The organism is Nocardioides zeicaulis (assembly GCF_042432345.1).
In the GTDB taxonomy this organism is placed as follows: Bacteria; Actinomycetota; Actinomycetes; order Propionibacteriales; family Nocardioidaceae; genus Nocardioides; species Nocardioides zeicaulis.
Genome location: NZ_JBHLXH010000001.1, coordinates 2,219,867 through 2,232,906, shown reverse-complemented (window position 1 = coordinate 2,232,906; position 13,040 = coordinate 2,219,867). Strand labels below are relative to the sequence as shown.

The following is a 13,040-nucleotide window of genomic DNA, read 5'->3' as shown; positions in this document are numbered from 1 at the left end:
GGATGGTTCCTCGACGCACGACGGAGGACGAGGATGAGGCACGCGCTGCGCGCTGCGCTGGTCACGGCGCTGCTGGTGACCGGCTCGGGCTGCTCGGCGTACGACCGGTTCACCACCTCGGACTTCGCGCGGCAGGAGCCCGCCCAGGTGGTGGCGGCCGCGACCGCGGCCATGTCCGACCTGACCAGCCTGCGGGCCACCGGCCAGGTCCTGCTGGAGGGACGGAGCGTCTTCGTCGACCTCGCGATGGACGCGCGCGGACGCTGCTCGGGGACGATGCGCACCGCCGAGGGCCGGATCACGCTGCGTCGCGTCGGGGGCACCGCCTGGCTCACGGGCGACGCGGGGTTCTTCGACCGGCTCGGTGGCAGCGTCGCGCTCCCGGCGCAGTCCCGGTCGCGCCTGGCGGACGGATGGGTGCGTGCGGACGCCCCGCGGCTGCTGGAGCTGTGCGCCCTCGACGGGTGGGTCGGCACCGTCTCGGGAGGTGGCGACGACCTCGTGCTCGAGGAGGACGACGACCTCGGCAACGGCGTGCGCTCGGTGCACTACTCCCCCGAGCCCGGCCGGACCGTGTGGGTGCTCAGCGAGGCCCCCCACCACGTCGTGCGCGTCGAGGACGACGCCCGCGACGGCGCCACCTTGTCGTTCTCCGACTTCGACCAGCCGGTGCACGTGCAGCGGCCTCCCGCCCGCGAGGTGGCCGTCCGCTGAGGCCGCGCCCGGGCCCGTGGACCTCGGGCTCAGGCCGGCACGGCGGGGAAGGACAGGCGCACGGTCGTCCCCGCGCCGAGCTCGGACTCCACCTCGACGCTCCCGCCGTGGCGCTGCATGATCTCGCGGACGATGCCCAGCCCCAGGCCGGTGCCGGGCCGCCGCAGCGCCGCGTCGTTGGTGGAGCGGAACATCGGGGTGAAGATGACCGCGCGGTCCTCCTCGGAGATGCCGATGCCCTCGTCGCGGCACGAGAAGGTGACGGCGCCGTCGGCGTCGACGTCGAGGTCGAGCCAGATCTCGTCGCCGGGGTCGGAGTACTTCACGGCGTTGTCGACCAGGTTGCCCACCGCGCCGGCCACCTCGCGCGGGTCACCGAGCACGCGGGCGGGCAGGCCTCCCGAGGCGGGGTGCAGGGTGACCCCGGCGCGCTCTGCGACGGCGGCCATGGAGGTCGCCGCGTCCTGCACGACCTGGCGCAGGTCGATCCTCATCCGCGCCGGCGGGTGCTGGGGGTCGCTGACGCGCGAGAGGAGCGCGAGCCCCTCGAGCAGCCCGGCGAGCCGCTCGGACCCGCGGACGATGGCCTGGGCGCGGCGGCGGTCGCGCTCGTCGGAGAACTCGCTCTGGCTGAGGAACTCGGCGTTGGCCGCGATGATCGTCATCGGGTTGTTGATCTCGTGGGTCAGCACGCGGAGGAACTTGCGCCGCGTCTCCTCCAGCTCGCGCAGCTCCTGCAGCAGCCGTCGCTCGCGCTGGGTCGCGTGGGCGTTGGCGATGGCCCGGCCGAGGTCGTGGCCGAGCTCGAGGGCCGCGACGCCCTCGCCGTCGGTCCAGCGCCGCGCGCCGGTGCGACGGGCCGCGATCATCATGCCGAGCACCTCGTCGTCGACCCCGACGGGCGCGACCACCACGGCCTGGAGGTCGGCCTCGCGCAGCGCGTCGGTGAACCACCCGGAGTCGCGGCCCAGCTGCGCGTCGCCCCACACCTGGTCGGGCTCGATGATGATCACCCGCTGGTGGGTCCACGCGCGCGCCGCCGCCTCGTCGAGGGAGCGGCGCACCTCCGGCGCCATGCCGAGGCCGAGGCTGTCGGGGCTCTCGTCGTCGTCGCCGAGGAAGAGGTGGATCTCCAGCTCGTCGACCGAGAGCGCGCCGAGGAGGGTGCTGCGCGCCTCGCGGACGAGGTGGGCCACGTCGTGGCGCGCCGGGTTGGACCGCGCCAGGCGCCGGGTGGCCCGGATCACCCGCATGTGGTCGGCGTACTCCTCGCGCTCGATGACCGTGACGATGGAGCGCAGCGTCATGGACAGGTCGTCGGAGATCTCGAACAGGCGCCGCTTGTCGGGGCGCACGAGGTCGTCGGGGACGTCGAGGTAGAGCAGGCCGCGCAGGTCGCCGCGCTCGTCGACGACCCGGGCGACCAGCATGTCCATCGGGCGCCAGGCGTCGGGACGGTCGGAGGGGGGCAGGTCCGGCACGACGACCAGGCCGTCGAGGCGGGCCAGCGCCTCGGTCGACAGCTGCTCCTCCGGGATCCAGGTGAAGTGCCCGACGGTGTCGCCCTCGGAGAGGACCACCTCCATCTCCGCCAGCCCCGACGCGGTGCCGAGCCGCTCCTCGGCGTGCTCGGTGTCGCCGTGGATGGCGACGAACTCGAGCAGGCCCTCCGGCCGGACGACCTCGATCGCACAGACGGCGAAGCCGGCCCGGGCGGCGGCGTCCCGCGCCAGGGCGTGCATGAGCGCACGCGCGCGCGCATCACCCCAGCTGAGGTCGCGCGTGCGGCGTCCACCTGCCCGCACCTCGTCCATTGGTGCCCCGTCCCTCCCTGCCGAGGGCAGCGTAAGGGGCGCGACGCCCCACGGGAAGGCCTCGCTCACTCCCCCGGGGGGGACGGTGTCAGCCGAGGCAGCCAGACGGTGAAGGTCGTGCCCTCACCGAGCACCGAGGCGACCTCGACGTGCCCGAGGTGCTGCTGGGTGACGCGGCGGACGACGGCGAGGCCGAGGCCGGTGCCGGGACGGCGGCGCGCGCTGGGGTCCTGGGAGCGGAAGAACGCCTCGAAGACCCGCGCGACCTCCTCCTGGCTGATCCCGATGCCGGTGTCGGCCACCGTGAGGCGCACGCCGTCGGCGCCGTCGCGGCTCGCCTCCTCCAGCACCACCCGCACCCGGCCGCCGGACGAGGTGTACTTGAGGGCGTTGGAGACCAGGTTGGTCACCAGCCGCTGCAGGCCGGCGGGCTCCCCGTCCACGACGAGGTCGTCGGCGACCGCCAGCTCGAGGTCGATGCCGTCCTGCTCCCCGAGCGGGGCGAGGAACGCCGCCACGTCGCGCGTCATCTCCGACAGCCGCACCTCGGCCGTCGCCGCCGCGCGGGGGTCGCTGACCCGGCCGAGGGCCATCAGGTCCTCGACCATGTCCTCGATGCGGCGCGCGGCGCGCTCGATGGCGGCCAGCGAGCCCTGCATCTCCGGCGGTGGTGCGTCGTCCTGGATCAGCTCCAGGTTGGTCCACAGCACGCTGACCGGGTTCCGGAGCTCGTGGGCGAGGGTGAAGATCATGTCGTGGCGGTAGTCGCTGAGCGCGCGCAGCCGGGAGTTGAGCTCGCGCTCGCGCTCGACGACCCGGGCATCGAGGACCATCGAGGCGAGGTCGGCGGCCACCACGGTCGCGGCGTTGATCTCCGAGGCGGTCCAGCGGTCGCCGTTCGCCGCCCGGCCGAGCCCGAGGGTGCCGAGGAAGTCCTCGCCCATGCCGATCGGCACGAGGAGCCACGACTCGAGCCCCCGCTTCTCCATCTCCGAGACCAGCTCGGGTCGGGTGGCGACGGCCGCACCGAGGGCGCCCCAGGTCTGGTCGCGCTCGACCATGAGGTGGCCACGCCGGCGCCACACCTGCGTCATCACCTCCTCCAGCTGCTCGCGGTCGGGCGCGAGCAGGTCGAGCGCATCGCCCTTGAGCACCACGTCGGCCGAGTCGACGTTCATCCGCGCGGCCATCGCCGCGGTCATCTCCTCCAGGAACTCCTCGAGCCGACGGCCCGGCTCGATGTCGCGCATGGCCGCGCGGGCCTGGTTGACCATCCGCACCTGCTCGGCGTAGAGCTCGCGCTCGACGATGCTGATGATGGCCTCGAAGAGCACGCCGGCCTCGGCGTTGATGGCGGTGACCACCTCGGGGGTGGGGCGCAGGCCCGACAGCGGCTCGTCGAGGTAGAGCAGGCCGCGGAGCTCGCCGTCGGCGTCCTCCAGCAGGCGCACCATCTGGTCGTCGGGGTCCCAGCCGCCGGGCACGCCGGAGGCCGGCACGTCGGGGCGGTGGCCGTACTGGTCGAGCCAGGCGCGCGTGGTGTCGTCGAGGCGGTCGTGGGGCACGTGCCACCACCCGTCCATCTCCTGGCCCAGGCGGCGGATGTGGCCGAGCTCCAGCGGGGAGGCCTGGCCCATCATCTTGGCCCGCGCCGCCTCGTCGCCAGCGATCGCGACGAACTCCAGGTAGCCGTCGGACCTCAGCACCTCGAGGGCCACGACCTTGTGGGCGGTCCGCTTCGCGACGTCCTCCGCGATGGCGTGCAGGACCGCGCGCTGGGCCTCGTTGCCCCACGCGAGCTCACGTGGCCTGATCCACGTCGGCTGACCTTCGGTCACGGCTGCTCCGCCCCCCATCACCGGCACCAGCGAGGTTACGACGCGATCGCACCCCGCGTGCGACGTTTCGCCGGAGATGGCCCACCTAGGTGACTGGCGGGTAACATAGGGGTCATGCAGCGTGACATCTACGACGAGGACCACGAGGCGTTCCGCGCGTCGGTCAAGCAGTTCCTGGACCGTGAGGTCACCCCCCACCTCGAGACGTACGCCGAGCGCCACGGCCTCGACCGCGACTTCTGGATCTCGGCCGGCAAGCAGGGCTTCCTGGGCCTGGAGATCCCCGAGGCGTTCGGCGGGTCCGAGGCGGGCGACTACCGCTTCAACGCCGTCCTCACCGAGGAGCTGGCCAAGGTCAACATGACCCTGCCCAGCTGCGTGGGCATCCACGCCGACATCACCGTGCCCTACCTCGTGCACCTCACCGACGACGAGCAGAAGGCCCGCTGGCTGCCCCGCGCCGCCTCCGGCGAGCTCGTCACCGCCATCGGCATGACCGAGCCCGGCGGCGGGTCGGACCTGGCGAACCTCAGGACGACCGCGGTGCGCGACGGCGACGACTGGGTGATCAACGGCTCGAAGACCTTCATCACCAACGGCGGCTCGGCCGACCTGGTCCTGGTGGCCGCGCGCACCAGCCCCGAGAAGAAGGCCAAGGGCATCTCGCTGTTCGCCGTCGACACGACCCTCGACGGCTTCAGCGTCGGCCGGGTGCTCGACAAGGTCGGCCAGGACGAGTCCGACACCGCGGAGCTGTCCTTCGAGGACGTCCGCGTCTCCGGCGCCGACCTGGTCGGTCCCCTCGACACCGGCTTCATCTCGATGATGCAGTTCCTGCCGCAGGAGCGCCTCGGCTCGGCGATCACCAATCTCGCCCACGCCCGGCAGATCCTCGAGGAGACGGTGCAGTACGCCAAGGACCGCCGGGCCTTCGGCCAGCCGATCGGCTCCTTCCAGAACACCCAGTTCCTGCTCGCCGACCTGGTCACCCGCGTCGACGTGACGCAGGCCTTCGTCGACCAGTGCGTGCTCGCGCACAACCGCAAGGAGCTCACGCCGGTCGACGCCGCCAAGGCGAAGTGGTGGACCTCGCAGGTCCAGAACGACGTGCTCGACCACTGCGTGCAGGTCCACGGCGGCTACGGCTACATGAACGAGTACCGCGTGGCCCGCGCCTGGCGCGACGCCCGCGTCACCAAGATCTGGGCCGGCTCCAACGAGATCATGAAGATGCTGATCGGGCGCGACCTGGGCCTGTGATGCGGGCGTTCGTCGCGGCGCTCCCGCCGCCCGAGGTCGTCGACCACCTCGACGACTTCCTGTCGGCGCGCCGCGAGGCGGCCGGGTTCCGCTGGTCGGCCGCCGAGCAGTGGCACCTCACGCTGGCGTTCGCCTCCGACCTGCCCCCGCGCGGCCTCGACGTGGCCGACGAGCTGCTCTGCGAGGCCGCGGCCCGCCGTCCTGCGCTCGGTGCGCGCGTCCGCGGCGGTGGCGCGTTCCCGCACCCCGACGCGGCGCGCGTGCTCTTCGCCGGGCTGGAGGTCGACGACGACGACGACGTGCTCGAGCGCCTCGCCGTCGCCTGCCGGTCGGCGCTGTCCCGCGCGGGTGCCCGCGTCGACGGGCAGCGCTTCCGGCCCCACCTCACGCTCGGCCGGCTCGGTCGGCCGGACAACCTCACCTCGTGGGTCCGGTTGCTCGACGCGTACGAGGGCCCGCGCTGGCAGCTCGACGAGGTCGCGCTGGTGCACTCCCACCTCGGTGAGGGACCGCGCGGGCGGCCGCGCCACGAGGTCGTCGCGACCTACCCGCTGGGGTGATGAGCGCAGGCTCACCTTCGTTGCGCGCCCCGTGCGACGGCGCGACGATCGACTCGTGAGTGAGCGGAGCGAACGAACCATCCAGCACAGGGCCCGTCGTGCCTCGTGCGCGCACGGAGCGGAGCGAGTACGCGCATGAGTCTGGAGATCGGGACGGACGAGCAACCGCAGCACTTCCACGACGAGCTGGGCGACCACGTCGGCGCGCGGCTCAACTGGCTGCGCGCGGCCGTGCTCGGCGCCAACGACGGCATCGTGTCGACGGCGGGCGTCGTGATGGGCGTCGCCGGCGCCACCGACGACAGCGGCGCGATCGTCATCGCCGGCATCGCGGCGCTCACCGCCGGCGCCCTCAGCATGGGTGCGGGCGAGTACGTCTCGGTGAGCACGCAGCGCGACTCGGAGAAGTCGATCCTGGCGCTCGAGGCCGCCGAGCTGCGGCAGATGCCGCAGACCGAGGAGCGCGAGCTCGCCAGGATGTACGTCGAGAAGGGACTCACGCCCGAGACCGCCGAGAAGGTCGCGCGCGAGCTCACCGAGCACGACGCGCTGCGTGCGCACGCCGACATCGAGTTCGGCATCGACCCCGACAACCTCACCAACCCGTGGCACGCCGCGTGGGCCTCGATGGTCGCCTTCACCGTCGGCGCCCTGCTCCCGCTGCTCGTCGTGGCGTTCGTCCCCGACGCGGCCCGCGTGCTCGTCACCGTGCTGAGCGTCGCGGCGGCGCTGGCCCTCACCGGCTTCGTCAGCGCCCGCATCGGGCTGAGCCCGCGGGTGCCGGCGGTGGTCCGCAACGTCTCGGGCGGCCTGCTGGCGATGGGTGTCACCTACCTGATCGGCATGGTGGCAGGCACTAGCCTCGGCTGAGAACCGCCGGACCAGAGGAGCACGAGTGTTCGACACCATCGCAGGCCTGCCCGTCCACGCCCTCGTGGTCCACGCGGTCGTCGTCCTGGGGCCGCTCTCGGCCCTGATGCTGCTCGCGTACGCCCTGCGTCCGGGGTGGCGCACCGGCCTGCGCTGGCCCACCGTGGTGCTCGCGGTCGGGACCGCCGTGGCCGCGTGGGTGGCCACGCAGAGCGGCGAGGCGCTCGAGCACCGCGTCGGCGACCCGGGCTACGACCACGCCGAGAAGGGCGACCTGGCCGCGATCTCGATGTACGTCCTCGCCGGCGCCACGCTCGTCGTCGTCTTCCTGCTCGCCCGCGCCGGTCAGGCGGCGAGGACGTCGGTGGTCGGCGCCGTCGTCGCGCTCGCCGCGGCCGGCTTCGCGATCTTCGCGGTCGTCAACGCCGGTCACTCGGGCGCCTCGTCGGTGTGGAAGGACATCGTCGCCAACACCTCGCCGAGCAGCGAGGGCGGCGACGACGACTGACCGACCCAGGTCAGCGCCGCTCCCACACCCGCACGAGGTCCAGGCACCAGTCCCGGTGCGGGCCGGGGTGGCCGGCCAGGCAGCTCGCGGTGACGAGGCCGTAGGCCGCGCGGTGCAGCACCAGCACGTCGGGGTCGTGCCCGAGCCGGGTGACCGACAGCGCGTCGAACGCCGCGGTCGCGGCCGCCGCGCCCGGGCCGAACATGTCCTGCAGGCACGCCGCGACGGCTGCGTCGAAGGCCGGGTCGCCCAGGGTGGAGACGTAGCCGAAGTCGAGCAGGCCGGTCGGTCGGCCGTCCTCGAGCAGGACGTGCACCGGTCCGAGGTCGCCGTGCACGAGGCGCGGCGGCACCGGCGCGAGCCCGCGCAGGGCCTCTGCGAGGCGGGCCACGACGTCCGGCCCGACCGCGTCGCCGAGCAGGGGCGCCCGGCGCTCCACCAGGTCGGCCATCGACGTCCCGAACGGCACGGCCGGGTCGAACGCCACCTCGCCGTCGGGCACCGGCAGCACCGCCATGCCGGGGTCGGGCTCCACCCGTGAGAGCCACTCCAGCACCTCGACGACCGGCTCGGGTCGAGCACCGTCGAGCGCCAGGGCGCGTCCGCGGAGGAGGGGGTGCACGGTGACGACCAGCCCGTGGACCTCGTCGACGTCGAGGATGCCGGGCACGGCCAGCGGGGCGCCCACCTCGCGCAGACCGGCGGCGACGGCGTCGTAGAAGACGCGCAGGCGGTCGACCTCCACACGGGGCCGGCGGTCCCAGACCTTGACCACCCGCTCGTCGCCGAGGGCCGCCACCACGCCCTCCATGCCGCGGCCGACCTCGTGCGTCACGGGGTAGCCGGCCGCGCGCAGGCGGGCGAGCGCGCTCACCGGCGTCACCCCACGCGGTGGACGGCGACGCCGGCGGTGCCGGGCAGGGTGAGCACGCCGTCGGCGACCGTGGCGTCGGCGCCGACGAGGGCGGCCAGGGCGACGCCGGGGCCGAGCGCGTGCACCGGCAGGGTCACCGCGTCCGTGGGGCTGCGTACGGCGTGGACCAGCAGGGTCTCGTCGGGGTGCTCGCGCACGTAGGTCATCGAGTCCTCACCGGCGTGCAGCCAGCGCAGGCCGCCGCGGCGCAGCGCGACGTGCTCGCGGCGCAGCGCGATCCACTGCTGGTAGGCCTCGAAGGTGGGGCGGTCCCAGGTCTCGGGGCGGTCCCACGGGTAGGGCGTGCGGGCGTGCTCGCCGTCGACGGCGGTCAGCCCGAGCTCGTCGCCCATGAAGACCACCGGCACGCCGGGCATCGTCATCTGCAGCCCGAGGCCGACCAGGTGGAGGTCGCGGCCGGTGCCCTCCAGGTCGGTGCCACCGCCGGTGCCGCCGCCGGTGACGGTGCGGAAGCGGGGGGTGTCGTGGGAGTCGAGGTGCATCGTCGAGCCCTGCCACGCCGTCCACGGCATCGACCCGTGGACCTCGCGCATGGTCGCCACGGCGGCGGTGGCGGGCAGGACGGGGATGTCGACGGGCAGGCCGAGGTAGTCGAGGCCGTGGGGGTGGCCGGGACCGTCGGGAGAGCCGCCGTTGAGCCAGCACCACACCGGGCGGGTGAAGCCGGCGTAGTCCATCGTGCCGTGCCAGCCGGGGCCGGTGAGGTCGGCGGCCGCGTCGTGGCCGTGCTCGGCCAGGAGCCAGGCGTCGGGCGAGACCTCGTCGATGGTCGCGCGGAGCCGGGTGGCGACCGCGTGGGCGAGGTCGTCGCCGCCGAGGCGGCCGGTCATGTTGGCGACGTCGACGCGCCAGCCGTCGAGGCCGTGGCGCAGCCAGTGGGCGACCACCGACCCGGGCCCGGCGTAGAGCCGACGGGCCATCTCCTCCGAGGTGTGGTCGAGCTTGGGGAGGCTGGCGATGTCGAACCACGCGGCGTAGCCGTGGGTGTACTGCTCGCCGAAGCGGTAGAAGGAGCGCTCGGGCGAGCCGGGGTCGGCCTGCGCCCGCAGGAACCAGTCGTGGTGCTCGCCGGTGTGGTTGGTGGTGAGGTCGCCGACCAGGCGGAGGCCGTGCTCGTGCACCGCCTTCGCGAGGCGCTCCAGCGCCTCGTCGCCCCCGAGCAGCGGGTCGACGCGGTCGAAGGACACCGCGTCGTAGCGGTGGGTGGACCACGCCTCGAACACCGGGGTGAGGTAGAGCAGCGTCGCGCCCAGGGCGTCGAGCTGGTCGAGGTGCTCGGCGACGCCGTCGAGGGTGCCGCCGTAGAGCTGGAAGGGCACGTCGGGACCCTGGTGCACGACCGGCTGGTCCCACGCGCAGGGGATGGCCCAGTCGGGCACGGGGGCGTTGGTCGCCGTGCGGCCGAAGCGGTCGGGGAAGACCTGGTAGCCCACCTGGTCGGCCACCCAGTCGGGCAGCCGGTGCTCGGTGCTGATCCGGAAGTCGCCCTGGTCGGAGACGTCGCGGTCGTGGACGCCGGTCGCGGTCAGCCACCGGAAGTCGTCGGGACCGCGGGAGACGAGGAAGCGGTAGGACGTGAGCCGGTTGACCAGCTCCAGGTCGACCGCCCACCACGCGCCCGCGGCGTCGGAGGAGGCCTGCTCGGCGAGGCGCACGGCCGGCTCGCCGTCGCGAACGGCGCGCAGCACCACCCGCGCCGCCCCCGGCGACCCGTCCTCGTCGTGGGGCACCCGCACGCGCAGGGTCACCGTGTCGCCCAGGCCCGGGCCCTCGCCGCCGAGGACGTAGTGGGGGGAGCCGTCGTGGTGCGGGTCGAGCGGGTGGGGGTGCGGGGGCATCGGCGGCCTCAGCCCTTCACGCCGCCGGCGGTGATGCCGCCGACGATGAACTTCTGGAGGTACAGGAACAGCAGCACGACGGGGATCGCAGTGAGGATCGAGCCGGCGGCGAAGACGCCGAGGTTGTTGGACCGGTCGGAGTCGATGAGGCCGTAGAGGCCGGTCGCGAGGGTCTTGTTGCCCTCGTCGCGCAGGAAGATCGAGGCCATCAGGAACTCCGCGATCGTGCCGACGAACACCAGCAGGCCGCAGACGGCCAGGATCGGGCGCACCAGCGGCAGGATGATCCGGAAGAAGACCTGCACGTGGCTGGCGCCGTCGATCATCGCGGCCTCGTCGAGCGACATCGGGATCGAGTCGAAGAAGCCCTTGATCAACCAGACCTGGCCGAGCGAGCCGCCGCACATCATGAGGATGTAGCCGGGCAGGGTGTCGAGGCCGATGGCGGGGACGACGTCGCCGATGTCGGTGAACATCAGGTAGAGCGCGACGGCGGCGAGGAACTGCGGGAACATCTGGATCAGCAGCAGCGCGAGCAGCCCGCCGCGGCGGCCCCGGAAGCGGAACCGGCTGAACGCGAAGGCCGCCAGCGCGCTGAAGAGCAGCTGCACGAAGACCACGCAGACGCACACGATGATGCTGTTGCGTGCCCACGTGCCGAAGGGCTGCTCGTCGAGCAGCGTGGTGAAGTTGTCGAGGCTGAACGACTGCGGGACGAGCGTGGAGGTGACCACGTTGCCGAGCGGGTTGAGCGAGGCCGAGACGAGGTACGACACCGGGAACAGCGCCCACACGACGGCCAGCACGCCGACCACGTGACGCCAACCGACCTCGCGGAACCACCGGCCGAACGGCATCCTCGCCCTGGGCGCGGGGTCGCGGCGGCGTCCTCGTCCGCCGGCCTCGGCGGGCGGAGCGTCCTCGACGACGGTGGTGCCCGGAGGAGGGCCCTGGACCTGGGTCATGTCAGTTCACATCCTCGAGCGAGCGGGTGGCGCGGAACTGCAGGGCGGCGATGACGCCGGTGATGACGAAGAGCACGACCGAGACCGCGGCCGCGAAGCCGATCTGCACGCCGCCGGCACCGAACGCGAGCCGGTAGGTGTAGCTGATCAGGATGTCGGTGCCGCCCGCGGTCGGGTTGTCCGGGCTGAACGGCCCGCCCCCGGTCAGCAGGTAGATCGCACCGAAGTTGTTGAAGTTGAAGGCGAACGTCGCCACCAGCAGCGGCGCGACCGTGACGAGGAGCAGCGGGAAGGTGATCCTGCGGAAGCCCGCGAACCCGCCGGCACCGTCGAGGGTCGCGGCCTCCCTGAGGTCCTCGGGGATCGCCTGCAGGGCGCCGGTGGCGACCAGGAACATGTAGGGGAAGCCCATCCACAGGTTGGTGATGATCACGGCGACCTTGGCCGTCGTCGCCCCTCCGAACCAGTTGACGTCGAGACCGGTGAGGCCGTTGATCAGGCCGAAGTCGCGGTTGTAGAAGCTCGACCACAGCAGCAGCGAGATGAAGCCCGGGATGGCGTACGGGAGGATCAGCAGCGAGCGGTAGACCTTCTGCCCGCGCACCCGCGGGTCGTTGAGCGTGATCGCGAAGAGCAGCCCGAGCAGGAAGGTGCCGATCACCGACACCGACGCGAAGACGAAGGTCCACACGAAGATGCCGAGGAAGCTGCTGCTGATCCGGCTGTCGGTGAAGATCCGCTCGTAGTTGCGGGTGCCGACGTCGGCGGTCCACGACTGGTCGGAGATCCGCTTGCCGGCGTCGTCGACGAAGTACTCGCGGTCGCCCTTCTTCTGCACGGTGTAGACGGTGTCGCTGGTGGTGTCGGTGATCGTGTCCGCGTCCGCGTCGTAGACCAGCGTCGGGGCGCCCTCGAACGCCTCGCTCGTGCCGTCGCGGACGATGAAGGTGTCGCTGTCGGTCGGCACGGCGATCTCGTCGAGGGCCTCGGAGGCGGCACTGACCTGCTTGATGTCCAAGACCGTGAAGCCGTCGACGGCGGTGACCCGGCCGTCGGCGAGCGTGACGCCGTCGGGCGCGTCCTCGAGGCCGTCGGGGGTGCCCTCGTAGACGGTCGACGGATCGTCCTGCGGCACCAGGAAGAAGGTGAACGGGCCGGAGGCAGGGTCGCCGTCGGTGGCGACGGTGAGGTTGTACTGCGGGGAGTCGTCGGCGCGGGTGACCGAGGAGCCGACGATCTGGTCGACGGTGGTCTGCTTGTCGTTGCGGGTGCCGTCCCCGTAGTTGGTGAACGACGTCTTCGCGGTCAGCACGATCGGGTAGACCACGAACAGCGCCAGCATCAGCGTGCCGGGCACGAGGTACTTGGCGGGCAGCGCGCGCCCGGTGGCGTACGTCGCGACGAGGACGGCGGCGATCACCCAGATCGCCACGAGGAAGCCCCACGAGCCGTTGCCGGCCAGGGTCGGGGTCAACGCGATCGCGGTGCCCACCACGACGCCGAGGAACACGACCTTCACCAGCAGGGCGAGGACGCCGTCGCGGCCGGGCTGGGTGAACCGGGAGCGACGGGGCTCGGTCTCGTCCGGGAAGCCGGGCGAGGGGTCGCTGGTCCGGGGGTCGGCCATGGTCAGTTCCCCTTCAGGGTCCGCGCGGGCTGGCGAGGTGCGTCGGGCGCGGCGTGCGCGCGTGGGACGGCGCCCGGCGGGCGGTGGTGTGCACCGCCCACCGGGGCCTGTC

General features: G+C 72.9%; 11 protein-coding genes. 5 read left to right on the top strand and 6 right to left on the bottom strand.

From position 1 onward, the window contains the following. The first annotated feature begins 33 nt into the window (after positions 1-33). A complete protein-coding gene (locus tag ACFFJG_RS10890; protein ID WP_378518725.1) occupies positions 34-714 on the top strand; it encodes a hypothetical protein in 681 nt (226 codons plus the stop codon). A gap of 29 nt (positions 715-743) precedes the next feature. Here the strand turns inward: ACFFJG_RS10890 and ACFFJG_RS10885 are convergent, their stop codons facing one another. Continuing rightward, entirely contained in the window at positions 744-2,528 is a 1,785-nt protein-coding gene (locus ACFFJG_RS10885; protein WP_378518723.1) for a sensor histidine kinase, read from the bottom strand. A 65-nt stretch (positions 2,529-2,593) separates the two neighbouring features. Further along, positions 2,594-4,366, bottom strand: a complete 1,773-nt coding sequence (locus tag ACFFJG_RS10880) for a sensor histidine kinase (RefSeq protein WP_378518722.1) — start codon at positions 4,364-4,366, stop codon at positions 2,594-2,596. Between the two features lie 114 nt (positions 4,367-4,480). Between ACFFJG_RS10880 and ACFFJG_RS10875 the strand changes: the two genes are divergently transcribed. The 4 genes from ACFFJG_RS10875 (at position 4,481) to ACFFJG_RS10860 (ending at position 7,564) form a co-directional block, all read left to right on the top strand. Beyond that, complete coding sequence (locus tag ACFFJG_RS10875; protein WP_378518720.1) at positions 4,481-5,626, top strand: acyl-CoA dehydrogenase family protein; 1,146 nt, start codon at positions 4,481-4,483, stop codon at positions 5,624-5,626. Further along, positions 5,626-6,186 (top strand): RNA 2',3'-cyclic phosphodiesterase, encoded by a 561-nt coding sequence (thpR, locus tag ACFFJG_RS10870; RefSeq protein WP_378518718.1) that lies wholly within the window; start codon positions 5,626-5,628, stop codon positions 6,184-6,186. The genes ACFFJG_RS10875 and thpR overlap by 1 nt, the downstream gene beginning before the upstream one ends. Positions 6,187-6,321: 135 nt before the next feature. Continuing rightward, entirely contained in the window at positions 6,322-7,056 is a 735-nt protein-coding gene (locus ACFFJG_RS10865) for a VIT1/CCC1 transporter family protein (protein ID WP_378518717.1), read from the top strand. Positions 7,057-7,081: 25 nt separating this feature from the next. After that, positions 7,082-7,564 (top strand): DUF2231 domain-containing protein, encoded by a 483-nt coding sequence (locus tag ACFFJG_RS10860; RefSeq protein WP_378518716.1) that lies wholly within the window; start codon positions 7,082-7,084, stop codon positions 7,562-7,564. A 10-nt stretch (positions 7,565-7,574) separates the two neighbouring features. Here the strand turns inward: ACFFJG_RS10860 and ACFFJG_RS10855 are convergent, their stop codons facing one another. Genes ACFFJG_RS10855 through ACFFJG_RS10840 form a run of 4 tightly spaced genes read right to left on the bottom strand, consistent with a single transcriptional unit; the run spans position 7,575 to position 12,928 of the window. Then, a complete protein-coding gene (locus ACFFJG_RS10855; protein ID WP_378518715.1) occupies positions 7,575-8,438 on the bottom strand; it encodes a phosphotransferase family protein in 864 nt (287 codons plus the stop codon). Between the two features lie 5 nt (positions 8,439-8,443). Continuing rightward, entirely contained in the window at positions 8,444-10,336 is a 1,893-nt protein-coding gene (locus tag ACFFJG_RS10850) for an alpha-amylase family glycosyl hydrolase (RefSeq protein ID WP_378518714.1), read from the bottom strand. An 8-nt stretch (positions 10,337-10,344) separates the two neighbouring features. Further along, positions 10,345-11,301 (bottom strand): sugar ABC transporter permease, encoded by a 957-nt coding sequence (locus tag ACFFJG_RS10845; protein ID WP_378518713.1) that lies wholly within the window; start codon positions 11,299-11,301, stop codon positions 10,345-10,347. Position 11,302: 1 nt separating this feature from the next. After that, on the bottom strand, positions 11,303-12,928 hold the full coding sequence (locus tag ACFFJG_RS10840; RefSeq protein ID WP_378518712.1) for an ABC transporter permease subunit: 1,626 nt from the start codon (positions 12,926-12,928) through the stop codon (positions 11,303-11,305). Between the last annotated feature and the right edge of the window lie 112 nt (positions 12,929-13,040).

What these genes read in the sequence shown, in the direction of transcription:
- ACFFJG_RS10890 (WP_378518725.1), top strand. Translation starts at nt 34, where the DNA reads ATGAGGCACGCGCTGCGCGCTGCGCTGGTCACGGCGCTGCTGGTGACC.
- ACFFJG_RS10845 (WP_378518713.1), bottom strand. Translation starts at nt 11,301, where the DNA reads ATGACCCAGGTCCAGGGCCCTCCTCCGGGCACCACCGTCGTCGAGGAC.
- thpR (WP_378518718.1), top strand. Translation starts at nt 5,626, where the DNA reads ATGCGGGCGTTCGTCGCGGCGCTCCCGCCGCCCGAGGTCGTCGACCAC.
- ACFFJG_RS10840 (WP_378518712.1), bottom strand. Translation starts at nt 12,928, where the DNA reads ATGGCCGACCCCCGGACCAGCGACCCCTCGCCCGGCTTCCCGGACGAG.
- ACFFJG_RS10875 (WP_378518720.1), top strand. Translation starts at nt 4,481, where the DNA reads ATGCAGCGTGACATCTACGACGAGGACCACGAGGCGTTCCGCGCGTCG.
- ACFFJG_RS10850 (WP_378518714.1), bottom strand. Translation starts at nt 10,336, where the DNA reads ATGCCCCCGCACCCCCACCCGCTCGACCCGCACCACGACGGCTCCCCC.
- ACFFJG_RS10865 (WP_378518717.1), top strand. Translation starts at nt 6,322, where the DNA reads ATGAGTCTGGAGATCGGGACGGACGAGCAACCGCAGCACTTCCACGAC.
- ACFFJG_RS10885 (WP_378518723.1), bottom strand. Translation starts at nt 2,528, where the DNA reads ATGGACGAGGTGCGGGCAGGTGGACGCCGCACGCGCGACCTCAGCTGG.